Origin of the sequence: Lacicoccus alkaliphilus DSM 16010, assembly GCF_900142805.1 — a bacterium.
Classification (GTDB): domain Bacteria; phylum Bacillota; class Bacilli; order Staphylococcales; family Salinicoccaceae; genus Lacicoccus; species Lacicoccus alkaliphilus.
Window position 1 is genome coordinate 1 of the sequence record NZ_FRCF01000016.1, and the last position, 23647, is coordinate 23647.

At 50.1% G+C, this 23647-nt stretch carries 28 protein-coding genes; 19 read left to right on the plus strand and 9 right to left on the minus strand.

The window, feature by feature from the left end; translation table 11 throughout:
• Positions 1 to 131 precede the first annotated feature (131 nt).
• Entirely contained in the window at positions 132 to 1019 is an 888-nt protein-coding gene (locus BUA12_RS12080; protein WP_072710873.1) for an EamA family transporter, read from the minus strand.
• A 100-nt stretch (positions 1020 to 1119) separates the two neighbouring features.
• On the opposite strand from BUA12_RS12080, the gene BUA12_RS12085 reads away from it, so the two are divergent.
• From BUA12_RS12085 to BUA12_RS12115, 7 genes are all read left to right on the plus strand, one after another.
• A complete protein-coding gene (locus BUA12_RS12085; protein WP_084670203.1) occupies positions 1120 to 1782 on the plus strand; it encodes a copper homeostasis protein CutC in 663 nt (220 codons plus the stop codon).
• Positions 1783 to 1825: 43 nt separating this feature from the next.
• Positions 1826 to 2614: an ABC transporter ATP-binding protein gene (locus BUA12_RS12090; RefSeq protein ID WP_072710874.1), complete on the plus strand. Its 789-nt coding sequence runs from the start codon at positions 1826 to 1828 to the stop codon at positions 2612 to 2614.
• A 5-nt stretch (positions 2615 to 2619) separates the two neighbouring features.
• The gene (locus tag BUA12_RS12095; protein WP_084670205.1) at positions 2620 to 3609 is read left to right on the plus strand and encodes a FecCD family ABC transporter permease; all 990 of its coding nucleotides are present in this window, start codon (positions 2620 to 2622) and stop codon (positions 3607 to 3609) included.
• Complete coding sequence (locus BUA12_RS12100; RefSeq protein ID WP_072710876.1) at positions 3599 to 4600, plus strand: FecCD family ABC transporter permease; 1002 nt, start codon at positions 3599 to 3601, stop codon at positions 4598 to 4600. Before BUA12_RS12095 ends, BUA12_RS12100 begins: the two co-directional genes overlap by 11 nt.
• Before the next feature lie 48 nt (positions 4601 to 4648).
• Positions 4649 to 6016 carry a 23S rRNA (uracil(1939)-C(5))-methyltransferase RlmD gene (gene rlmD, locus BUA12_RS12105; protein ID WP_072710907.1) on the plus strand — a complete coding sequence of 456 codons (1368 nt, stop codon included), beginning with the start codon at positions 4649 to 4651 and terminating at the stop codon, positions 6014 to 6016.
• 127 nt (positions 6017 to 6143) lie between these two features.
• Complete coding sequence (locus BUA12_RS12110; protein ID WP_072710877.1) at positions 6144 to 6668, plus strand: hypothetical protein; 525 nt, start codon at positions 6144 to 6146, stop codon at positions 6666 to 6668.
• 114 nt (positions 6669 to 6782) lie between these two features.
• Entirely contained in the window at positions 6783 to 7010 is a 228-nt protein-coding gene (locus BUA12_RS12115; protein ID WP_072710878.1) for a hypothetical protein, read from the plus strand.
• A 39-nt stretch (positions 7011 to 7049) separates the two neighbouring features.
• Here BUA12_RS12115 and BUA12_RS12120 read toward each other — a convergent pair whose 3' ends face one another.
• Positions 7050 to 8099: an NAD(P)/FAD-dependent oxidoreductase gene (locus BUA12_RS12120; RefSeq protein ID WP_072710879.1), complete on the minus strand. Its 1050-nt coding sequence runs from the start codon at positions 8097 to 8099 to the stop codon at positions 7050 to 7052.
• 74 nt (positions 8100 to 8173) lie between these two features.
• On the opposite strand from BUA12_RS12120, the gene BUA12_RS12125 reads away from it, so the two are divergent.
• The 3 genes from BUA12_RS12125 to map are packed head-to-tail and all read left to right on the plus strand — an operon-like array spanning position 8174 to position 10659.
• A complete protein-coding gene (locus BUA12_RS12125) occupies positions 8174 to 8737 on the plus strand; it encodes a DUF3267 domain-containing protein (protein WP_072710880.1) in 564 nt (187 codons plus the stop codon).
• Between the two features lie 52 nt (positions 8738 to 8789).
• Positions 8790 to 9860 (plus strand): DNA polymerase IV, encoded by a 1071-nt coding sequence (dinB, locus tag BUA12_RS12130; RefSeq protein WP_072710908.1) that lies wholly within the window; start codon positions 8790 to 8792, stop codon positions 9858 to 9860.
• Between the two features lie 43 nt (positions 9861 to 9903).
• A complete protein-coding gene (gene map / locus BUA12_RS12135; protein ID WP_072710881.1) occupies positions 9904 to 10659 on the plus strand; it encodes a type I methionyl aminopeptidase in 756 nt (251 codons plus the stop codon).
• 208 nt (positions 10660 to 10867) lie between these two features.
• On the opposite strand, the gene BUA12_RS12140 is transcribed toward map, so the two are convergent.
• A complete protein-coding gene (locus BUA12_RS12140) occupies positions 10868 to 11347 on the minus strand; it encodes a metal-dependent hydrolase (RefSeq protein ID WP_072710882.1) in 480 nt (159 codons plus the stop codon).
• 171 nt (positions 11348 to 11518) lie between these two features.
• On the opposite strand from BUA12_RS12140, the gene BUA12_RS12145 reads away from it, so the two are divergent.
• Positions 11519 to 11713, plus strand: a complete 195-nt coding sequence (locus BUA12_RS12145; RefSeq protein ID WP_072710883.1) for a YwbE family protein — start codon at positions 11519 to 11521, stop codon at positions 11711 to 11713.
• A 1-nt stretch (position 11714) separates the two neighbouring features.
• Here the strand turns inward: BUA12_RS12145 and BUA12_RS12150 are convergent, their stop codons facing one another.
• The 5 genes from BUA12_RS12150 to BUA12_RS12170 all read right to left on the minus strand — a co-directional run bounded on the left by BUA12_RS12150 (position 11715) and on the right by BUA12_RS12170 (position 16182).
• Complete coding sequence (locus BUA12_RS12150; RefSeq protein WP_072710884.1) at positions 11715 to 12242, minus strand: D-glycero-alpha-D-manno-heptose-1,7-bisphosphate 7-phosphatase; 528 nt, start codon at positions 12240 to 12242, stop codon at positions 11715 to 11717.
• A 57-nt stretch (positions 12243 to 12299) separates the two neighbouring features.
• Entirely contained in the window at positions 12300 to 14015 is a 1716-nt protein-coding gene (gene ggt, locus BUA12_RS12155; protein WP_072710885.1) for a gamma-glutamyltransferase, read from the minus strand.
• A 153-nt stretch (positions 14016 to 14168) separates the two neighbouring features.
• A complete protein-coding gene (locus BUA12_RS12160) occupies positions 14169 to 14732 on the minus strand; it encodes a beta-class carbonic anhydrase (RefSeq protein ID WP_072710886.1) in 564 nt (187 codons plus the stop codon).
• Between the two features lies 1 nt (position 14733).
• Positions 14734 to 15801, minus strand: a complete 1068-nt coding sequence (locus BUA12_RS12165; protein ID WP_072710887.1) for a YihY/virulence factor BrkB family protein — start codon at positions 15799 to 15801, stop codon at positions 14734 to 14736.
• A gap of 60 nt (positions 15802 to 15861) precedes the next feature.
• Complete coding sequence (locus BUA12_RS12170; protein WP_072710888.1) at positions 15862 to 16182, minus strand: hypothetical protein; 321 nt, start codon at positions 16180 to 16182, stop codon at positions 15862 to 15864.
• Positions 16183 to 16343: 161 nt separating this feature from the next.
• Between BUA12_RS12170 and BUA12_RS12175 the strand changes: the two genes are divergently transcribed.
• The 7 genes from BUA12_RS12175 to BUA12_RS12200 all read left to right on the plus strand — a co-directional run bounded on the left by BUA12_RS12175 (position 16344) and on the right by BUA12_RS12200 (position 21459).
• Positions 16344 to 16541, plus strand: a complete 198-nt coding sequence (locus tag BUA12_RS12175) for a DUF1128 family protein (RefSeq protein ID WP_084670207.1) — start codon at positions 16344 to 16346, stop codon at positions 16539 to 16541.
• 23 nt (positions 16542 to 16564) lie between these two features.
• Complete coding sequence (locus BUA12_RS12180) at positions 16565 to 17785, plus strand: aminopeptidase (protein WP_072710889.1); 1221 nt, start codon at positions 16565 to 16567, stop codon at positions 17783 to 17785.
• A gap of 80 nt (positions 17786 to 17865) precedes the next feature.
• Complete coding sequence (locus BUA12_RS13135; protein WP_178138272.1) at positions 17866 to 18021, plus strand: hypothetical protein; 156 nt, start codon at positions 17866 to 17868, stop codon at positions 18019 to 18021.
• A gap of 79 nt (positions 18022 to 18100) precedes the next feature.
• Complete coding sequence (locus tag BUA12_RS12185) at positions 18101 to 18883, plus strand: RecX family transcriptional regulator (RefSeq protein WP_245772818.1); 783 nt, start codon at positions 18101 to 18103, stop codon at positions 18881 to 18883.
• Positions 18867 to 19187: a YfhH family protein gene (locus BUA12_RS12190; RefSeq protein ID WP_072710890.1), complete on the plus strand. Its 321-nt coding sequence runs from the start codon at positions 18867 to 18869 to the stop codon at positions 19185 to 19187. The genes BUA12_RS12185 and BUA12_RS12190 overlap by 17 nt, the downstream gene beginning before the upstream one ends.
• Before the next feature lie 3 nt (positions 19188 to 19190).
• Positions 19191 to 20681, plus strand: coding sequence for a hypothetical protein (locus tag BUA12_RS12195; protein WP_072710891.1), 1491 nt, complete (start codon positions 19191 to 19193; stop codon positions 20679 to 20681).
• Between the two features lie 10 nt (positions 20682 to 20691).
• Positions 20692 to 21459 carry a hypothetical protein gene (locus BUA12_RS12200; RefSeq protein WP_072710911.1) on the plus strand — a complete coding sequence of 256 codons (768 nt, stop codon included), beginning with the start codon at positions 20692 to 20694 and terminating at the stop codon, positions 21457 to 21459.
• Positions 21460 to 21518: 59 nt separating this feature from the next.
• Here BUA12_RS12200 and BUA12_RS12205 read toward each other — a convergent pair whose 3' ends face one another.
• The gene (locus BUA12_RS12205) at positions 21519 to 22496 is read right to left on the minus strand and encodes a metal-dependent hydrolase (protein WP_072710892.1); all 978 of its coding nucleotides are present in this window, start codon (positions 22494 to 22496) and stop codon (positions 21519 to 21521) included.
• A gap of 66 nt (positions 22497 to 22562) precedes the next feature.
• Between BUA12_RS12205 and mutY the strand changes: the two genes are divergently transcribed.
• Positions 22563 to 23600 (plus strand): A/G-specific adenine glycosylase, encoded by a 1038-nt coding sequence (mutY, locus tag BUA12_RS12210; protein WP_072710893.1) that lies wholly within the window; start codon positions 22563 to 22565, stop codon positions 23598 to 23600.
• The last annotated feature ends 47 nt before the right edge of the window (positions 23601 to 23647 follow it).

Below are 23647 nucleotides of genomic sequence, written 5' to 3' on the forward strand. Positions count from 1 at the left end.
TCCATCCGGATGAGACATCAAAATCCGGACGGAACCTCTTTAAATATAGATTACAGCCGGAATCTGCACCTTAAAACCGACAGAGATGCCTTCGACAGGTTTTCCATCCGAATCTCCCCTTCCCGGCATTTCTAAGTTCTACCGTTCACTGTTCTCTGCCTGCTTCTCCTCGACTGCATGACGAGGATCACGATGCCCGCAAGCAGCATCAGGAGTCCCACCCAGGAGAGGGTGTCCAGGGTTTCTCCAACGAGAAAGACGCCGAGCAGTGAAGCGGTGAGGGGTTCTGCAAGAGACAGTGTCACCGCCGTCGACGATTTGACGAACGTCAGTCCGCTTGAGAATAAAAAGTAGGCGAGCGCCGTTGCAAGCACACCGATATGGAGTGCAACGAGCAGTCCATTCGTCTCGGTCATCCAGGACATATCATTGATGAACAGGAATGGTGAAAGGAGCAGCGCACTCAGGCAGAAGATCATCGCGACCGAAGCGATCGGGTCGTGTGTGCGGACGAGCCTTGAATTCGACATCGTGAAACTCGCGAACGAAACCCCGGCGCCGAGTCCTGCAAGTATGCCCATCGGATCGACTGTGATGGCATTCGTATTGAACATCAGGATGATGCATCCCGTGATGGCAAGGAACGTCGAGAGCCACCAGACGCGGCCGGGCTTGACCTTGAAGATCAGCCATTCGATCATCCCTGAGAACACCGGTGCACTGCCGATGGAGACAACGGTCCCGACCGCGATGCCCGTCAGTTCCACTGCACTGAAGAAGAACGGCTGGAAAAGCGCCATCGCAACCCCGCCGATCAGAAGCGGACGCACAGGCCATCCTTTGAACGTCATCTTCCTGGTCACTACGGCAATCGCCATCAACAGGATACCCCCGATGACGAGCCGCGCCACGCCCATGGAAATGCTGTCGACATCACTTGCAAAAGATTTGGCAGTGCCTGCCGTGCCCCAAAGCATTGCTGCAATCAAAATCATGAAAGGTGCCAAACTTTGTCTCATCATATCTCTCCTAAATTAATTACATACGGACCCTTTATAAGCTATAATATATGTAAATCCGATGGAATGGACAATAAAATGACTTGGGCGGGTGAGTATCATGCTTGAAGTGATTGCAACAAATATACAGGATGTCATCGATGCAAACCAATACGGTGCGGACAGGGTGGAGTTATGTTCCAATATGAATGAGGGCGGCCTGACTCCGAGTATCGGGCTGATTGAGGAAGCGTCGAAGCTCTCAAAGATCCCTGTCCATGTCATGGTCAGGAGCCACAATCACGGTTTTGTGTATAACGCGCTCGATCAGCAGGAAATGCTGAGTGACATCAAGCATATCAAAGAAACGAATGCCGCGGGCATCGTCATCGGCATGCTGACGTATGAAGAGGTCGTGGATGAGTACTTCCTGGAAAAGGCCATCCTGCGCGCTGAGGGCCTCGACATCACATTCCACAGAGCTTTCGATCATGCCAGGATCCAATTTGAAGCGCTGCAGACATTGATGAAATATGAGGCGGTGAAGACGATCCTCACTTCCGGCGGTGAAGGGCGTGCGCCCGGGAACCTGCCGCTCCTCGTCGAACTGAGCAAAGTTGCGCGTGAACATGGCAAAAGCATCATGCCGGGCAACGGCATCAATGAAAATAATGCGTCCATGTGGAAAGATGATTTCGACTGGATACATGTCGGGCGCGGAGTGAGGCTGGACGGTACATACCAGACAGGGTTGTCTCAGAAACTTGTGCATGCATTCCTGTAACAGTGCACATGGGCAGTGAACGGATGGAAAAGAGGTGTCTGAAGTGACAAATGTACTTGAAGTCGAAGATGTCACCGTCGGTTACGGCAAAAAAGCGATTCTGAAAGATTTCAAGATGAGGATTCCAAAAGGGAGGATCACATCGATCGTCGGACCGAACGGGTGTGGCAAGACGACGCTGCTCCATACTTTGGCCCGGGCCATGAAGCCGAAATACGGGGCTGTGCTGATTGACGGCCGGGACATTTTTTCACTGCACACGAAAGATGTGGCGAAGCGCTTGAGTCTTTTACCCCAGTCCTCCACAGCCCCTGCCGGCCTCGATGTGTATGATCTCGTCAGTTACGGCAGATACCCGCATAAGGGCGCTTTCGAGGGACTGAATCAGAAGGATGCTGAGAATATCGAGTGGGCGATGGAAGTGACCGGCATCCGCAGCCTGGGGACAAGACGCCTCAGCGAACTGTCCGGCGGACAGGGGCAGCGTGTATGGCTTGCCATGGCGCTTGCCCAAAACACCGATGTCATCCTGCTCGATGAACCGACGACATATCTCGACATGAAATTTCAGATGGAAATCCTGCAGCTGTTGAAAGACTTGAATACCTCGGCAGGAAAGACCATCGTCATGGTGCTCCATGACATCAATCATGCATCGCGGTTTTCCGACTGCATGATCGCGATGCAGTCGGGGGGCATCATCAGTTCCGGCAGCCCGGAGGCAGTCATGACCGAAAATACAGTGAGGGAAGTTTTCGACGTGACACCGGTGATGGGGCGCTGCCCGTTCACACAGCGGCCGATCATCGCTTCCTACCGGTTGAAAGGTTGAGGAATATGCCATATATCCTCACTGTCCTCATCGCCACAGTCCTGCTCGCCGCATCGATGTGCCTGAGCCTCACGTCCGGATCGGTGAACATTCCCGCGCATGATGTATTGGGCGCTTTTTTTTATTTCGACACTTACGACACCGGCCATGTCATCATCCGTGAAGTCCGGGCGCCTAGGATGCTCGCAGCCGCGGTCACAGGCGCTGCATTCGCCGTCAGCGGGGCGGTGATGCAGGCAATGACGAGGAATCCGCTGGCGGAACCGGGGCTCCTCGGCCTGAACGCCGGGGCGCTTTTTTTCCTGACCATCGCCTTCATCTTCGTCCCCGGCCTCCCGTTTACATATATGATATTGATGTCGTTTGCGGGTGCACTCTTCAGCGCCCTGATCGTGCTCGCGGCGGTTCTCTTCGGCAGGGACGGCATGTCTCCTTTGAAATTGATACTTGCGGGTGTCGCGGTGTCTCTGTTCTTCAGCGCCCTGAGCAGCGCCTTCCAGCTCCATTTCACCATTGGACAGGACATCGCCTTCTGGTTTGCCGGCGCGATACAAAATATCGGCTGGCCGCACCTTGCGGTGCTCTTTCCATGGTTCGTCATCGGGGTGTCGATTGCGCTGCTGCTGTCACCGGTGCTCACCGCCATCAGTTTTGATGATGGGACCGCAGTCAGCCTGGGTGTTCCACTCAATAAAACCCGGCTGCTCGCATTGGCATCCGTGGTCATCCTCGCAGGTCTCGGCGTTTCCGTCCTCGGGGCGGTTGCCTTCGTCGGACTGATCGTCCCGCACGCCGCACGTTTCTTCGCCGGAGGGGACTACAGGCGGATACTGCCGCTCTCAGGTGTGCTCGGCGCCTTTTTGACAGTCAGCAGTGACCTTGCTGCACGGATGCTCGCCGCCCCGGTCGAGCTGCCTGTCGGCGCATTGATCGCTCTGATCGGGGTGCCGTTCTTCCTTTATCTCGCACGCAGGGTGGTGCGCTATGAATTATAAAAGGTCGTGGGTGGTTTTAACTGCAGTCATCGTCCTGCTCCTAGGCGCAATGGCGATCAGTCTGAAAACTGGTTACACAGATACAGGGTGGAGGGACATTGCTGCGCTTCTGACCGGGGTGCCCGGCGGGAGTGAAGTCCAGGTACTGATGGACATCCGTCTGCCGCGGGTGCTCACAGCGGTGCTTTCGGGTGCGGCGCTCGCTCTTTCAGGTGCCATCCTCCAGAGCATCATGCAGAACCCGCTCGCGGATTCAGGCATAATCGGCATCAATTCGGGGGCGGGATTCGCCGTACTGCTGTTCATGATGGTGTCCGGCGATTCCGAGGCGGGCGTTTTCCTCATCCCGTTCCTCGCTTTTTTGGGTGGTCTTGCGGTCGCCCTGGCGGTCGTTTCACTTTCGTACAGCCGAAAGTATGGGCTCACGCCGATGCGCCTCATATTGAACGGCATCGCGTCCGGGGCGGGGATCAGCGCATTGATGATCGTGCTGTCCCTCGTCATTTCAAGTGACAGCTATCTGTTTACGGCGAACTTCCTTGCCGGTACGGTATGGGGGAGCACCTGGGCGCATGTGCTTGTCCTGACGGCAGGGCTCGCTGCACTGCTGCCATTTGTGATCAGGAAGATTCCGGTATTGGATATACTGAGCCTGAACACTTTGAATATCATCAGCCTGGGCGTTAATATCAGGAGGGAAAGGCTTCTGCTTTTGATCAGTGCAGCAGGGCTTTCTGCAGTGAGCGTTTCGGTCAGCGGAGGCATCGCCTTCGTCGGACTGATCGCCCCCCATCTCGCCCGCAGGCTGATGGGCACCGGCCACCGTTTCGTGCTCCCGCTTTCTGCACTTGCAGGCGGGCTGCTTGTACTGACGGCGGATACGGCGGGCAGGACTTTATTCTTCCCGTCGGCGCTGCCTGCAGGCGTCATGGTCGCCATCATCGGGGCGCCTTACTTCATATATATACTGATGAAATCGGAAAGCAGGTAATTTGGAGGTTATGATTTGAAAGAACAGGAAAGTGTCAGATTGACGACGATGATACACAGTCTCGATAAAAAAGGCTCAGGCATGGGCCTCGCATACAGGGATCACGGGGGCAACCTCCCGCGCAAACTTAAATTGAACATACCGCAGACGCTGATCGGTGAAGAAGTGGAGGTGGTGGTGCCGAATGCGGACGGCAGAAGGCGTGCAACAGTCATGCCGGATAAGATCCTCACGACCCATCCGGAAAGGACTGCACCGCCATGCCCGCACTTCGAACTGTGCGGCGGCTGTGTATGGCAGCACTGGGAATATGATGGGCAACTGAATTATAAGACGGATTTTGTGAAGTCACACTTGGAAAAGCAGGGTTTCGATCCATCCGTCGTCAAAGATACGATCGGTATGGACCATCCTTTCGAGTTCAGGAACAAGATGGAATTCACATTCTCTGAAGAAGGAAAACTCGGGCTCCATGAACTCGGCAATTTCAGGAACATCATCGATATCGGCACATGCCTCATTTCAAGCCGGGATATGGTGCGCGTCATGCAGATCGTCTCGGATTGGGCGGATGAATTCCAATTGTCCGGATACGATAAGAACACCCATTCAGGGCTGCTGCGCCACCTGAGGCTCCGTCAGTCCCAGGTCACGGGTGAACTGATGGCCGCTTTGTTTGCCACTGAAAGGCCGGATGGTGAGCTGGCGGGTGCCGTCAACACGCTGGTCTTCCGCCTGACTTCCGAACTTGATGGACTCGAGAGTCTGATGTGGATGGAAAATAAAGATATCGCAGATGTTGCGCAGGCGGAGGACGAGGATGTCCATCTGCTTCATGGCCGGACATACATCCATGAAGAAATGAGCGGATACAGCTACCGGGTATGGTACGACACGTTCTTCCAGACGAACCCGGCCCAGGCTGAAAAGCTGGTCGATCTTGCGATCGGAATGGCGGATGTCAAAGAAGATGAATCGATGATCGACCTGTTCTGCGGTGTCGGCACGTTTTCACTGCCGTTTGCAAGCAGGGTCAAATCGCTTGCCGGGGTGGAGATCGTCGAATCTTCAATCGAGTCGGCCAAGAGGAATGCGCTTGACAACGATATTCAGAATACCCACTTCCTCGCTAAAGATGCACGCCGGGGCATGGATGAAATATTGGAGACATGGGGGACGCCGCACCTCCTGCTCCTGGATCCGCCGCGCTCCGGTGCCGGCGGCAAGGTGATGCGCCGCATCGGCCGTCTTGGGACCGGCAGGGTGGTGTATGTCTCCTGCAACCCGGAAACTTTTGCAGAGGACATCACGTGGCTGCGCGATTTCGGCTACACACTCAAAGACGTCCAGCCGGTGGATCTGTTCCCCCACAGCGCCCACGTCGAGATCGTTTCCGTGCTTGAACTTGAAAATTGATATCATGGATAAGAAGCTTCTGTGTCTGATTCAGGCACGGGGCTTTTTTTATTTTATGAAGTCCCGATTTTATCTTTATGGTTATGTGGGTAATGTATATAATAGGGGTAAGAAAAGAGGGTGTGGAATGCAGCATTTAAAATACGAAATTTCAATCATTGATAAAAAACAGAATGTTGTGGTTTCAGATGATGCCGGAGAGGAATACGGCACAGTCATGAGATCGGTACTCAGGAATTGTGACAAGCGTCATACTTATCAATACGTGGATTCGGACGGTGACAAAGTGGTCATCGGCATGAAAAAACGACGGTTCCGGGATTTGAACGTGGCGAGCTATATCGTCCAGTCGGAGAATTATGAGTTCAAATTGAAGGAACGTCCCGGCACGAATCTGCTGTACTTCAAAGTCGGAGGGAAATTCGATAACAAGCACATCACCCTCGATGAGGACTGGCAGGGCAACCTTGAAGTCTATTTCCACGGCAGCCATGTGCTGACGGTGATTGAAGATCCGGTCACGAGTGAAACCCGGATCAACTTAAGCCGTAAATTCAATACAAAATCATTCCCTTTCGTCATAGGTGTACTCATGTTCTTTATGTTCAAAGCATATAAGAGGGAAGATTGGTATATTGAACGTGCCCTGTAGCTGTTCATCAATATGACAGGCACATTACAAAATTGTTTCATTTATGAAAATGTTTTGAAAACTTATATCAACAAGTGTAAAATTTAGTTACTTGGATGAAGAGGAGGAAGTCGCATGCTCAGAGTGTTATGTACAGCTATCCCTCTGGCGGTCATACTATTGCATCTTGTGTTCGAGGATAACTTATTGTGGCTGATATCACTGTTATTGGGACTGCTGGGTTTTATCTTCAGTTTCATCAACCTGAAATTCAGGGCCAATGCGGTCGCATGGGGCTTGCTGGTCGCAAATGTGGGGGTTTTGTTATATTCGATCATCTACACGGTCCAGAATTTCGTCTGATAAAAAAGGACAGGGCTGAAGGACAGCCCGTCCGGCATTCTAATTTTCAGGTTCGGTATGACTGTAATCATTCAAATCAAGCCCGGTCCCGAGACCGCTCAGGCAGCGTGCGACTTCATGGCCGATGTACGGGCCGGCTGTGAGCCCGGTGGCGCCGAGCCCGTTGATGACGAATGTCCGATCGTCATGATACCCGATGAACGGCAGATGGTCCCTGGCATACGGCTTGAACCCGGTCATCATTTTAACGTCCGTGATTTCATGATCAGGGAAGTATCTTTCGGCAAGCCCCCTCAAATAGCGATGATTCTCCTCAGAGGGCGAAGCATCAAATGAGTGGGTATCGATGTGCGTCGTGCCGATCGCAAACTCATTATCACCCATTTCGACGATATAGATGGGGCCGAGCGCCATCACGACCGGTGTATTGACGACTTCCGGCCCTTCCACTTTGAAGTGCAGCACTTCCGAGCGCTGATGGCGGATCGCCGGTCCGAAATCCTGTTCGACGCCCCAGGCACCGGTGGCGTAGATGGTGAGGTGGTCACCTGCCTGTGCCGGCGCCTCTTCTTCCACCCATTCTCCGCCTGCGGAGATGAATGCATTTTTCAATGCGGCCCCGAGCAGGGCGCCTTTGACCTGCGCACCGCCTTCGACATAAACCCCGGGATAACTGCCGTTCAAATATGGGTGGCGCTGCTTGACTTCTTCCCTTGAAAGTTTCATGACGCCCCCCATTTCCGGTGCGCCGTCCCTTTTTTTATTGATGCGGTCATAACCGAGTTCAAGCACTTCATCATCCTTGAATAAAGAAATCGCGCCCCGTCTTGTATAACCTGTATCGAGATGCGTCTCACGCTCGAGCCGGCTGATGAATTCCGGATAAAATTTTGCGGCTTCCGTCACAAGTCGGTACCATTTTTTATTCCTTCTTTGTGAGACCCATGGATTGATGATGCCTGCAGAGGCAGCTGTTGCATTTCCGGCATCATTGCGGTCATATATGGTGACTTCGTGCCCGTGTTTCTTCAAATGATAGCCCAGGGAGGCACCGGCGATGCCGCCCCCGACGATTGTGAACTCTTCCATAATATCCCTCCGTGCATGATTAATTAATATTATATGATAAACTGTTTACTGATGTCATTTTGAGGAGTCTGCCAATGGACAAATACGTACTGGATATATTCAAGGATCATAAAGCGCTGAAAACTTTGAATAAATGGTCCATCCTGATCACGCTGGGTGCCTTCATATTATTTTACTTATTTGAAATACTTTTAACAAATACGACGGGGCCCGCCCTGCTGGGGTGGTCCCCGCTTGAACTGTTTGTGTCGATCATACTGATCATCCTGGTGATCTTCCTCATCATCACCGTGCATGAAGCCATCCACGGCCTTTTTTTCAAAGTATTCAGGCCCGGAGGAAATGTGAAGTTCGGTTATTCGAGAGGCATGTTCTATGCGACTTCATCCGGGGAAATCTTCAAAAGGAATGAGTTCAAAATCATCATCATCATGCCATTCATCATCATCACCGCTTTGATGCTCCTCATGTGGTTCATCATACCACATGCCTCTTTCAAGTATTTCCTGGCGCTGCACACCGGCGCATGTGCAGGGGATTTCTATTATCTCCATCTGCTCCATAAACATCCGCACATGCAGTACGTGGAGGACACGGACGTCGGAATGACGATGTACGAGCGCCATCCGGAAGAGTAGAACGCCTGTTCGTACAATGATATAATGGATGCAACGATGATTGTTGGTGATAATTATGGAAAGAAGGATCATTCATATAGATATGGACGCATTTTATGCTCAGATTGAACAGCGCGATCATCCCGGATACCGAGGTAAGCCTGTGATTGTAGGCGGGCGGTCCATGAGCCGGGGTGTGGTGGCGACCGCGAGCTATGAGGCCCGCAAATTCGGCGTGCACTCGGCGATGCCGACACGCACTGCACACAAGCTGTGTCCGGACGGCATCTATGTCCGTCCGCGTTTTGATGTTTACAGAGAGGTCTCAAAAGAAATCATGGATATCTTTTTATCCTATTCGGAAGTGGTCGAACCCTTAAGTCTGGATGAGGCCTATCTGGACATCACCCATCTTGTATCATGGGAGCGGACCGCGAAGTCCATCGCACTGAATATCCAGCGGGATATATACGAGAAGACGCGCCTCACTTCCTCGAGCGGAATATCCTACAACAAGTACCTTGCCAAGATCGCCTCCGGGATGAACAAACCGAGGGGGACGACCGTCATCCATTATGATAATGCGATGGAGATATTGAAGGCGATGCCGATCGGTAAATTCCCGGGCGTCGGCAGGGTGACCGAGGAAAAGATGAAATCACTGAAAATCAACACGGGTGAAGACCTCTACAACTGGTCGGAAGCCGACCTCGTACGCGAGTTCGGCAAGAGGGGAACGTCCCTGTACCAGAAAGCGCGTGGAATCGGCACAAATGAACTGAGTGTCGGCCGGGTGAGGAAGTCAGTGGGCAAAGAGACGACTTTTGATCATGATATGAACGAGGATGAATACATCCTGAAAGTGCTTGAGGCACTGAGCCATAAAGTCAGTGATAACCTGGACAGGCGGCAGTTCGCCGGTAGGGTGGTGACGGTCAAGCTGAAAACCCATGATTACAGGACACATACGAAACAGATGATGACCACCAATCCGATATTCACAGGCGGGGAGATTTTTCATTATGCATACAATCTGTACCATGAAGTGAAGCAGCCTGAAGAACCGATCCGTCTGATCGGGGTCACGGTCTCCCATCTTGAAGAGAGAAGTTACCGTAATTTGACGATATATGATTTTTTATAATAGTATGGATTTAATCAAAATTTAAAAGGAAGACAAGTGGCTTATGATAATTAAAACAGAAGAAGAAATGAAAGCGTTGGAAGAAATTGGAGAAATATGCGGAAGAGTTTTGAAGGCGGCCGTCGACTATACGGAAGTCGGCATGACGACAAAGGAGATCGACGAGGAAGCGGGACGCCTGCTTGCGGAGTACGGGGCGGAGAGTGCGCCGATCAGCGAGTATGATTTTCCGGGGTATACATGCATCAGTGTGAACGAAGAAGTCGCACACGGCATCCCGGGTTCACGCATACTGAAGGACGGGGACATCGTGAACATCGATGTCAGCGCCAAGAAGAACGGGTATTTCGCAGATACGGGTGTTTCATTCGTAGTGGGGGAGACGGATGATCCTTTGAAGCAGAAAGTCGTCGATGTATGTGAAATGGCATTCGAGGCAGCGATGGAAAAGGTGAGGGTCGGCGGCAAAGTGAGCCAGATCGGCCGTGCAGTGCACAATACCGCACGTCAGAACGGTCTCACGGTCATCCGCAACCTGACCGGGCACGGGGTGGGCCAGAGCCTGCACGATTCCCCACAGCACATCATGAACTACTATGAAGCATCCAAAAAGGACATTTTGAAAGAAGGCATGGTCATTGCGGTCGAGCCCTTTATTTCCTCCAGGGCGGGCCTCGTCACGGAAGGCAAGAACGACTGGGCATTCGAAACGAAGGATGGAAGCTACGTCGCCCAGAAAGAACATACTGTCGTCGTGACTAAAGACGGCCCGAAGTTCCTCACGAAAATCGAAGACTGATATCCGATTGGAGATCCGGCAGCGGAGCGCACCTGCTCATTCACTGCCGGGTTTTTGTATGGGAGAGCAGCATTTGCCTCAGCCTGCTCACTCGAGTGGGATTTCAGGTGTAAGTGAGCAGCATTTGCCTCAGCCTGCTCACTAAATAAAAACCCGGGCGCGAAGAGCGGGAGGCTCTCCCGTGCCCGGGTTTTATTCTGAAAAATCATCATAGATAAAAATATATCGCCTGATAACCATAATAAAATGATGCAAGTGCGAGCAGGCTGAAGATGAAATTCTCCACCGTGCTCCCGGTTTTTGTAGTGATGGGGAACCTGACCCTGAAGTCGATCGGGAAGAAAAGCTGGATGCCCCGCCTGGTCCCCATATCCAATATGTAATGGCTCGCCATGCCCACGATGATGCCGGCAGTGACTGCGTCAAACGGTACAAATGCCTTCAGCACGAAGGCCATTGCGACGAGGAACATCAGGCTGTGTGTAAACGCGCGGTGCCCGAATACCAGATTGACGAACCTTGACGTGATCGGCATTTTTCTGCCGATTTTACTGCCGCTGTGACAGATGTCGGGGATCAGGGCGCCCACGATCCCTGCACCGCTCAGAATGATCGGGTCCATCCCTGAAACATAGGCATAAGCAAGACCTGCTGCAATGCCGCCTGCGATATGTGTTTTCCCTGTCATGCTTTTCCCTCCTCAATTTATATATGATACCATTAAATGTATAATTATTTCATCTTATATGTGAAATGATTACATTTATTATGAAATTTTAAATCATTTTAATATGAAACTCTGAGGAATATGGTATGTTAATAGCGAATTGAAAAATTAAAAACCAGGAGGAGGATGAAAATGCCGGGAACAAGAAGAGACAATATCGCTCCGGGAAAGGCAGTCAGAGTCGTACAGAAACAGGACCAGAGGTCCGGGAAGCTGACCGAAGGGGTGGTCGCAAGGATCCTTACGAATTCTGCGACGCATCCCCACGGCATCAAAGTGAAGCTCGAAGACGGGACAGTGGGCAGAGTCAAGGAGATACTGGACTGAGTCACCCATCCGTGAGCCAGTTGGAGAACGACAGGAGATCGGGGAAGTGGAAATCCGCACCCGTTCTCCTTTTTTCATCCTGTCCGATGAAGACGGTCCGGGCGCCGGCATTTGTGCCCGCCTGAATATCAGGTTCACGGTCGCCGACCATGAAGCTTGGGGCCAAATCGATGTCATGTTTTTCAGCGAGATCAAGGATCATGGCGGGGGCGGGTTTCCTGCACCGGCTGTGTGTGCCGGGTCTGTCGGGACAGTATGCGATGTCATCCACCCGGGCACCGTATGATCCCAGATCATCTACCATTTTCCCATGCACCTCACGCAGCGCCCTCTCCGACATGAAACCAAGGCCGACACCGCCCTGATTGGTCACCACGAAGACTTTATAGCCTGCATCATTCAATTTCCTTATCGCCGCCCCCACGCCCTCCAGCAGATGGAAATCATCCGGGCTATTGACAAATTTCACCCGTTTGCTCAAAACCTCATTGATTACGCCGTCACGGTCCAAAAATACCGCTTCATGCATTGGGAACACACTCCTTATCAAAAATCACCACCCCCACGCAGGGAGCGGTGATGATTATTATTCTTCCGGACTCTGGGCATCACCCGGTCTCGGGAAGTCTGCACCGCCGAATAAACGGCCATCATGGGCCTGGTCGATCATTATGGCCTGCACGTCGCCTATCCTCGTATCGGCACCTTCTTCCCTGAATGACTGGTCGAATTCATAGCCGAGGTCTGCGAGTATTTCAAGTACGTCATCCTCCACACCGTCCTCCCACTGATCGTCAAGATCCGGCGTGACATAGACGCGGGGGTCTTTGATGGCTTCGTCGATCGGCATCTTGTAATCGATGACGTTGACGATGGTCTGCACGACGGATGCGATGATCGTCGCCGCCCCGGGAGAACCGAGCGTAAAGAACGGTTTGCCGTCATGGAACAGGATGGTGGGTGATTTCGAACTTTTTGGATATTTGTTGCCGTTCGGCTCATTCACGCTGCCGGGTTCCGGAGAAAAGTCGGTCAGGTGGTTGTTCAGTATGAAACCGTAACCGGGGACCATGATGCCAGAGCCGTAGATGCGTTCAATGGAAGTGGTGCATGCAGCCACATTCCCCCACTGGTCGACGGCGGTGTAATGAGTGGTCTCCATTCCTTCCTTACCTGATGGTTCCCCCTGTTCACGGTCGCTGTGGCCTGCTTTTTGATAATTCCATGGATCGCCTGCTTTTTTTGTCTCTGCTTTCCTTTCGATGGAAAGCTGTTCCAGCCGCTCCTTGATATAGTCTTCATGGAGGACGCCATCGAGCGGTGCAGGGGTGAAGTTGGTGTCTTCGATATGGACATTGTCATCTGCGAGAGCGAGCTGCAGCGTCTGGGCCATCAGGTGGTATTTTTCCACGGAATGCGGATTATACTGTGAAATATCCACCTGCTCCAGAATCTTCAGCTGCATGGCCACACCGATACCGCCGGCACTCGGGGGCACAGGCAGTGCGATGTCGAATCCCTTGTAATTCGTCCACAGCGGTTCATCGACGATGACTTCATAATTGAGCAGGTCCTGATGCGTCATGATGCCGCCGTGATCTTTGACCGCCTTGATGATCGCATCTGCGATTTCGCCTTCATAAACATCATCGAATCCCTTGTCCCTGATGATTTTAAGTGTACGGGCAAGCTCAGGCTGCCTGAGGGTGTCTCCCTCTTTAAGGTGTGTGCCGCCGGGCATGAACTTCTTCCGGGCCTCTTCATGGAGCCGGTGATCGAACAGCTCAAGCGTCCGCTCCATAAGGGCGTGGACTTTGTAGTCCGATTCCGCCAGGCGGATTGCAGGGTCGATCAACGTTTTCAACGGGAGCGTCGCATAATTTTCATGAAGGTGTTTCAAACCTTTCATGATGCTTGGTATACCGACGGCCGTCCCGTGCGTGGAACGCTCATCGAAAGGGATCTCGTCGCCGTTTTCATCCACGAAAGTTTCCGGCGTCATGGCGGCGGGTGCCTTCGGGTGGGCATTGACCATCTTGGTTTCATTCTTTTCAGCGTCATAGCACATCAGGAAGCCGCCTGAACCGACACCTGTATTCATACCTTCGACGACCGAAAGTGCAAGCTGGACCGCGATGACCGCATCGAAGGCATTACCCCCTTTCTTCAGCATCTCGTTGCCGGCTTCGGTCGCTTCCTTGACGGCACTTGAAACCATCCCATAACGGCCCGTATCACCTTTCATGTCCTCATCGGGTTCTATATATTCCTGTACCCCAAAAATTTCCTCTATATTTGCCATTCATATGTCACTCCTAAGTCTGTATTTGATTAAGATACATATTTATAACCTTCATCGGTAAGTTTAAAACGCGGAGGGGAGGGAATAGAGTGAATTTGTGCCCTCACTTTATAAAAACGGCACCTTGCATAAGGTGCCGTTCGTTCATTCAATCTAATTTTCATAACCGTCGACGACAAGGTCGACCTTGCCGTTTTCAGGGTCGATCACAAGGCCGTGGACGGGCACACTGTTGTCGAATAAAGGATGTTCATAAACTTTGCGCACACTTTCCTTGACGCTGTCCTCGACGGATTCGAACCCTTTCAGCCATGATTTGATATCTATCTTGGAGTGTTCCAGCACCTCGAATGTGTTATCCGGAATACCGCGCTTTTTCATTTCCTTAATCATCGGCTCGGGCTTCAGTGCGCCGAAACCGCAGTCATGGTGCCCCATGATGACCACTTCTTCCACGCCAAGCATATATACCGCAACAAGGATGCTCCGCACTGTACTGCCGTAAGGGTGGGATATGACGGCACCGGCATTCTGTATATGCTTGATATCTCCGTTTTTCAGCCCCAGTGATTTGAATGACATTTCAGTCAGCCTCGTATCCATACAGGATACGAGGACCATTTTCTTTTTAGGCGATTTGGCTGAAACATAAGTCTTGTATTCTTCGTTTTCAACGAAAGTTTTGTTATAGTCGAGCAGTTCATATAATAATGGCATTTTAAGTCGTTCCTTCCGCTTTTGTTGTATCTTCTGTTGCCTTTTCCTCTTTTTCTTCATTCTTGACTTGTTTCTTATGCATGATTGCATTGATCTGTGCACCCAAAATGATGATGATGCCTGTAATGAACAACCATAACAGCAGTATGATCACACCGGCGAGGCTGCCGTATGTCGCCGAATAGTTCCCGAAGTTCGAGACGTAGAAACCGAAGCCCCATGAAGCGATGAGGAATGCTGCGGTTGTAAACAGGGTGCCTGGTATTACGGACTTGATAGTGACCTTGATGTTTGGTGCAGACACATACATGATCAGGAATACCACGAAGACCAGCAGAACAGGCAGGATGCTCCTCACGAGGTTCCAGAGAGTCGAGAATTCTTCATCAAGGCCGATCACGCCGAACATCAGGTTACCGATCTGTCCGCCGAATACGATGAGGACGAATGTAAGTAAAACTGATAGCGTCAGAATGATTGTGAAAAATATTGAAAGGCTTTTCGCGATGATGAAGTTACGGCTGTCTTCCACATCATAGGCGACATTGAATGCATTCATCAGGGCGGTCATACCGTTGGAGGCTGCCCACAGTGTCGCAATCAGACCGAATGAGAGCAGTCCGCCGGTTGATTCGGCCATGACTTCGTCGATGATGCCGGTCAGCATGCCGGAGATTTCAGCCGGTGCGTAATCTTCGATGAACCCTGTGATGGTCGCCTGGTCGATGTTGAATAAAGGGACCAGTGTCAGCAGGAAGATCAACAGCGGGAATATGGCCAGCATGAAATAATATGCGAGCTGTGCGGCCATCCCCGTCGTGTTGTCCTTCGAGAACTGGAACATCAATCTTTGGAAGAAGTTCGGATCCTCTTTCACCTTTGCAGGTTTGTTGATCTTCGATACATACAGCTCTTCATCGTCTTTCTTGGGTTCTTTTGATTTGAAACGAGCAGTTTCCACGAATGTTTCATCATGTTTGTTCTTTCCGGACTTTCCATTTTTCTTCTTCTCAGACTCTTCTTTGATCTGTGACAGGTATTTTGAATTCTTGCTGTCCTTCTTTGACATACATACACCTCATTCGTAAGAAAAGGACCAACATGAGTCAGTCCTTTAAGTATTTGGAATTCATTGCGATTTCTTCTGTTCGCGCTTCTCCATCAATGTATCTTTTGCATCCATGATCTGTTTCTCAAGCTCGGGGTTTTCCCGTCTGATCTGTTCGACAGTGTCTTTCCAGAACATGATCTCATCTTTCAGATGGTCGAACTTGGAAGAGCCGCCGGAACTGCTCTGTAATTTATCTTTTGCTTCTTCAGGATGCTTGGCATAATACCCGAGCTCCTTGCCGCTGCTCATCACCGTATTGCGCGTGTTTTTGTCGATCAGACTGACAAGTGCGCCGATGCCGGCACCGATTAGAATTGCTGGAATCAATTTGTTCTTCATAATGTCATTCTCCTTTAAGCTATTTATAGTTGATATATCCATTTTGAATGGAATATAAACTTATATACAAAATATAATAATCTTTTTATTTATAATACTCAACCTTGGTATTCTTTGTTACTATGTATTTATGTTTAAACTGACAAGGAGGCGGAAGAGCCGTGGATAAGGAAACGATGTTGAAGGAAATCGAATCTAAATTGAAGGTCGTCAATAAAGGGGTGCTCAACCCGGAGGATTTCAGTGATGATCATAAGGAAGAAATAGAGGAATACCACAAGATGGTGACGACCAGGAATGAAATCAGTCCGATGGAGCAGTCTGCGATACTTGAGGAACTGTCCAAACTGAGAAAATAAATTCAAATAAAGGGGCTTTTTGAATGTCGAAATTAGAGAAATATGCATCACTCCTCGTCGAAGTCGGACTGAATGTCCAAAAGGGCCAGCGTGTGAGCATCAATGCTTCTGCGGATGCACTGCCGCTTGTGCGCCTGGTGACTGAAAAAGCTTACGGTAAAGGCGCAAAAGACGTGAACATCAATTTGAAGGATGACAGGCTGACGCAGCTCCATGCACACAATAAGGACGTCCTGGAATATGCGGAAGTGCCGCAATGGGTCATCGATCAGCGCATGTTTTATTCGGATGAGAAAGCGGCTTTCCTGAGCATCACTTCTTCTTCACCCGAGCTGTTGAAGGGCGTGGATCAGGAGAAGTTGAAAAGTATGCAGATCGCATACGGCAACGCTTTCAAGGAGTATTCCAACCGTATCCAGTCCGACTACCACAGCTGGTGTGTGGCAGGGTATCCTTCGGTGGAGTGGGCGAAGCTCGTTTTCCCAGACAAAGCGGAGGACGCGGCTGTGGATGCACTGCTTGAACTCATCTTCTACACCATGAGGATCAACCATGAAGATCCTGTAGAGGCATGGCTGGAACTGGATGCATCTCTCCATGAGAAGGTGGATATCTTGAATGAAAAGCATTTCCACGCCCTGAGGTATGAAGGGCCGGGCACGGATTTCACTATGGAACTGCCTGAGAAACATCTTTGGGCGGGCGCCTCAAGTGTGAACTCCGAGGGTGTGCGCTTCATGGCGAACATGCCGACTGAAGAAGTCTTCACCGCCCCGAAGAAGGACGGTGTGAACGGCTGCGTATCGAACACTAAGCCGCTGAGCTATGGCGGCAACATCATCGACGGCTTCAAACTGACTTTCAAAGACGGCAAAGTCGTGGATTACGAAGCGGAGCAGGGCTATGACGTACTCAAAAATCTGCTTGAGACGGACGACGGTGCGCAGTATCTGGGTGAGGTGGCCCTCGTGCCGGACGACTCCCCGATTTCGAACACCGGCACACTTTTCTTCAATACGTTGTTCGATGAAAATGCCTCGTGCCATATTGCACTCGGCAGCGCCTATGGATTCAGCATCGACGGCGGCAAGGATATGTCTCGCGGAGAACTCACCGAAGCCGGGCTCAACGACTCGATCACCCACGTCGATTTCATGATCGGCAGTGCTGACCTTAATATATACGGCGTCGATTCGGAAGGCGCAGAGATACCGATATTTATAAAAGGCAACTGGGCAATTTAAAATACTGTTCACTAAAAGTGCTACTTTGTGATAAAATGTAGTAGATAAGGATTACTGATCACTTTTATAGGAGGGCTTTCATGAGCTATGCAATGATGTTACTCGTAGTGATAGCATTTGTTTTTGCTATACTGGGATTCTCAGCAATAATGGGTTATTTCCTGATGCAGGCATTCCCCACCAAATCATCCAGGGAAGTGGATTCACCCGAGGAAGCTTTGAATAGAAAAATATAAAATATTCAAATAAGAGGGGAGAGGAGGATTCAGGTTCTCCTCTCTTTTTGGATTGTTTGACTTAAAAGAGGCGGTGGCAATGATTAAAATTGATAAAGTTTCAAAAAAGAAGAATGGTCTGTATGACGTGCATCTGTCAAACGGTGACAAGATGACTGTACATGAGGAATCATTGGTCAGGCACCGCCTGCTCAGCGGCAGGGAGCTCACAGAAGAAGAATTGAAAGATGTTTATGAAAGTATACAGTATGATCAGGCTTATGTGGGTGCACTGAAGTACATCAGCTATAAACTGCGGTCCCACCATGAAATCAGGGATTACCTGGGTGAAGAGTATGAAACATACATCATCGATGATGTGGTGGGCCGTCTGATGGATGAAAATTACATCAATGATGAAATGTATGCTGAGGCGCTTAAGAACACCATGCTGAACACTTCCGACAAAGGGCCCGGCCTGCTTGAGCGGGAACTTAAGAAACACCGCATCGAGGAAGATATCATCTTCACAAAGACGGCCGCTTTCAGTGATGCGGTGGACAGTGAACGTATGAACAAGCTGAAGCAGAAAGAGCTTAAGAGGTATAAAGGCTCGAACCGTCATTTTTCAATGAAGCTTCAGGAAAAATTGATGACCAAGGGTTATTATAAGGAACATTTCGAACTGATCGATTTCGATGATGACTTCGATGAAACGCCCTTTTTTGAACGTGAATTCGATAAACTCTACAAAAGGTATAAGAAGAAGTACGAAGGCTTTGAGCTGAAGCAGAAAGTGACTGAAGCACTGCTCAGGAAAGGCTATGCATACGATTTGATCCAGGAAAAATTAGGTGGGATGACAGATGAAACCATTGGGTAGCATGACCAGACGTGAAATAGAGGCATATATTGCAGAAAAGCGTGAAGCCATGAGGAAAGCCGAGATGCTCGGTGTTGAAAATGAGTACAGGGTCAACGAACGGCAGGTGCTGATCGCCGAAAGTCATCTGATAGATTTGAGCCAGATTGAAAAGGGTAAGATTTATAAGCTTGTAAGTAATGAAGATCATTATTTCAAGGTGGAATATATCAAAGGTGTTTTTGCATGGGGCTTCTTCATCGGCGGCAATGAGAGCGAGACGGGCATCCCTGTAAGTATGCTCCAGTTGAAGCGGAATGGTTAGACTATGCAGGACATAATTTTACTGAGGGGGCAGGACCTCTCATATGCCAAAGAACCGGCACGCTTAAGGAACAGGATGCTGTCGAAAGAAGAATCTCTGCTGATCAAGGATGTGTCCTTCACGTTATACCGCGGGGAAGTCCTCGGGGTGCTCGGCGAATATGAAACACTTTATTATTTGAAAGACATGATCACCGGGACGGTCGATCCGAAAGCCGGAAGGGTGAAGTCGGACGCGGTCGTTGCGGCCCTGGATGTGATGGATCATGTCCATAACCGGCACAGTACATCACGCTTCCTGATTGAACTTTACAATGAGTACATGAAGCCGGAAGCAGTTTCGGGAGCGCTGGAAACGCTGGGGAAAAAAGTTTTCATGAAACGGATATGGAACCGGCGCATCAGCAGCCTGACGCGAGGTGAAATCGCCGCCCTGCTTGTCGAGGCTTCGGTACATATAGAAGCGGATGCCTTCATCTTCTGCAATATGAGCAGCCACCTGACAGGAGCAAATGAAGCCCGCTTCAAAGAAATCATTTCGGGTTTGGAACAGCAGGAGAAGGGCGTCATGCTCCTTGAGACGGATATTGGGACCATCCAGGGACTGTCGAATTACTTCATATGGCTGAGCTACGGCCAGAAGCGCTATGACGGCGGGGTGCAAAAGGGCGTGGGCAGGTATAATAAATATCTGAAAGAGAAGAGCCAGATCAAAAACACCGACGAAGAGGCCCTGTTCGATCTGGAGTGGAAGAGGCGCATATCCGAATATGCACATTACAAACATAACATGCAGCGGCTCAGCAAGAAGCAGACTTCGTTGATCGACAGGCTGAGCATCAGGAGGATCATCGTTTCTTTCGTCCTGCTCTTCATCATGATGACCGCTTCCACGGCCATCTTCATGGACATCAATTTTACAGGCGCAGAAGAAACCGTGGAACGGCAGACGGTGCCTGCGATGGAGGCGGAGACGCCTGCATCTTTTTCATACGGCTTCATCACAGCTGATGGCATGGACTTTGGCGGGCAGACGGTGCCGTACATGTCGATGGTGGATGTGACCGGCACCGGTGACGGCACGTATACTGTACTTTTTGATGGTGCAGAGTATCAGGTGCCTCAGGAGGAGCTCCTCCACTTCAATCCGGCAAGCCTGTACACTGAAACCACCTTCGAAGATCTGCTCCCTTACACATCAGATTCATTTGCGGACAGCAATCAATTCTACACGGTGAGGATGAACCGCAGTGCTGAAGATGTCGTTGAAGAGCTGAATCTCGAGGCGGATCAATACCGGGGAACGGTGCCGGGGTTCCCGATCACTTACCATTTCAGGAATGACCGGGTGTTCGCACTCGAGTTTCCTGCCGAGGACACAGGTGCGCTCCTTGAGGAATATGACCTGTCGAATGAAGAACAGATCTTCAGGGTGCAGGACGGTTATATGGTTCTGGACGGCGCAAACGACAGATGGCTGTATGTTGGCAGGTGAGGAGAATATGATGAAAAAGAAGATTAACTATTTGTCCCGTGAATTTTTCCGTCAGGTCGAGGAATTCAAAACTCATAACCTGACCCCGTTGCTGATGTATCTCATTTGTGCAGTATTTCTGCTGGCAGGTGTACTGACACTGTCGTATGCTGACATCATCCGATACCTCTATCTCGTCATCGGATTGATGGCGGCCGTCTGGCTTTTCAGCATGGTCGTGCTGAACCGCAACATCCTGTTCATCAAAGATTCGGTCGTGAAAATCAGATATGTACCGATCTTCTACAGGATCATGCCGGTGATCTTGTTCCAGACGTTCACATTCACAATATTCGTCACGGTGAACGCTTCGATCGTCGCTTTATCGGTGAATGACTGGATGGTCAATTTCTTCACGATGCTCTACTATATCGTGCTCGGGGTGCTCCTGATCATCCCCTTCATATTATTTTACCTGTTCGTGAATTCACCGGACTACCGATTCAATGTGGCGGTGTTCGTTGTACTTATACTGGTCATCCCGATCATTTATCTGCCTGAACAGCTGTCGTCAGGACTGGAAAGCATGCTCAGCCTGAACCCTTTTTACTATGTGGTGAACGGGCTGCAGACCAATGCGGTCAATATTGCATGGAATATCAACCGTCTGCCGCATGATGTGCTGTTCTTTTCCCAGATGGCACTTTTGTATCTTTGGGTCTTCAAGCTCTATGACAAGATGAAATTTTCATTTTATGACTTCAATAAAAAGCATCAGACAAGACGGAATGTGGAATAATCAACTGGATACCAATGGGCTCATATATAAAAAAGACAGGCGGGACGCCTGTCTTTTTATCATGATTCCAGCAGTTTCCTCTGAAGTTTCTCTTCAGAGAACACCCATCCGGTATAACTGCTGATGATTTCATAATTCTTCTTATCCAGGTGCATGATGCACACGAATGGATAGTGGCCTTCCTTTAGATATCTGAGGTCGATGTACCGCACTTCGAAAGTGTCGGCATCGAGTGACTTCATTTCGTACCGGTAAATGGAGGAGAAAAAGGTGAATGCTTTGTAGTTCTTATCATGCTTGATCGCCATGAAAATCTTATTTGGTAATTTGTCTTCCCGGTTGAATCTGTCGTAAAAGATGATATTACTTTTAAAGCTGCGGCCGACATAATACGCCTTATCGGTGACGGCGACGATCCGCCATTGATTGAAATGGATGGTCGGCATGACGAATGTCCGGACGATGTTGTCGTTCGGCAGCTGCTGGGTGACTTTTTCCACCAGGAAACGCTGCATGAAATGTCTCGTGATATAATAAAGGGTCAGGAGCACGTACATCACGAAGAACAGCATGACCGGGTCGAAGCCCACAAACCACAGGACGAAATAAAAAGCATGGACGACGATTATCGGCACATCCACCGTATTTATGATGCCAAGCTGAATCCACGTGTTATCAAGCGGCCGGAGGGCCTGGGTGCCGTAGGAGTTGAATATATCCACGAACACATGCAGGAAGACCGCAAGCTGGACCCATAAATATGTACTGCCAGGCGGCAGCCCGAAAGCCAGGTGTGCAATCACCGTGAGCAGCACGGGCCAGATGAGGAATGTGAATGGCAGCGAATGTGTGATGCCGCGGTGATGGGTGATATACACTGCGTTATTCTTCATCTTCATTACAGTATCTATATCAGGAACCAGGGATGCACCTACCATTGTGACGATAAAGCCCGTCGAGACCGCATCGATGTTCGGATCGACCGTAGCCAGACCGACAAGTGTACCGCCCATTAAAGTATGTGTAAGAGTATCCATAGTTCTGCCTCCAGTCAGTATGATATCATTGTAGGATAAAAATTAATTAGGTAAAGGAAAATCAGTATGTTACAGCCAGCGACATTCAATAATAACCTGTTGGAGTGGTATCACTCAAATAAAAGGGATCTGCCCTGGCGCAGGACGGACGACCCGTATAAGATATGGCTGAGTGAGGTCATGCTGCAACAAACTCAAGTCATTACTGTTATTCCCTATTTCGAGAAATTTATAACAAAATATCCGACACTTTCCGACCTTGCCGGCGCAGACGAGCAGTCTTTGCTCAAGGACTGGGAAGGGCTGGGATATTATAACAGGATACGCAATTTTCACAGTGCAATCAAGGAAGTCGAAGAAAATTACGGCGGGCGGGTCACGGATGACCCGGATGAATTCTTCAAGCTGAAGGGCGTCGGCCCTTATATCGGCGGCGCAGTGCAGAGCATCGCCTTCAATCATCTGCTCGCAGCGGTCGACGGCAATGTGCTCAGGGTCATGGCGCGGCTCAACGCGGACGCGAGGGATACGACGAAAGCGAGTGTACAGAAATCCGTCAAAGCGGACATCGAGTCGATGATCCCGCTTGAAGCGGGGGACTTCAACCAGGCGCTGATGGAACTCGGTGCGACGATCTGTACACCGCGGACGCCGAAATGCATCCTCTGCCCCGTCCAGCAGCATTGTGAGGCTTTCAAATACAACACGGTGCATGACTATCCCGTGAAGAAAAAAAAGCCGAAGAAAAAAGAAGAGTATTACAATGTATACTTCCTCCAGAATGACAGGGACGAAATTTATCTCTATAAGCAGGAGGGGGACTTGTTGAAAGGCATGTATGAACTGCCGAAATTCGATGTGGACACCAGCATGGAGAACATTGAAGATGCGCTCGGGGTGGAACTGGATCATAAAAAGATATACATCGGCAGTGAAAAGCATATCTTCACACATAAAGTCTGGTACATGGAAGGTTATCTGCTTCATACGACTTCTTCAAATGAACACTTCATACCGATCGGGGAAGTGCAGAATGTGCCCATGAGCATGGCGATGAAAAAGATTTTCAGGAAATTCATTGCAGAAGAAACGGGCGGACTGTAAAGTCCGGATCCATGTGCTATAATATATAAGTATTAACTCCAGAGGTG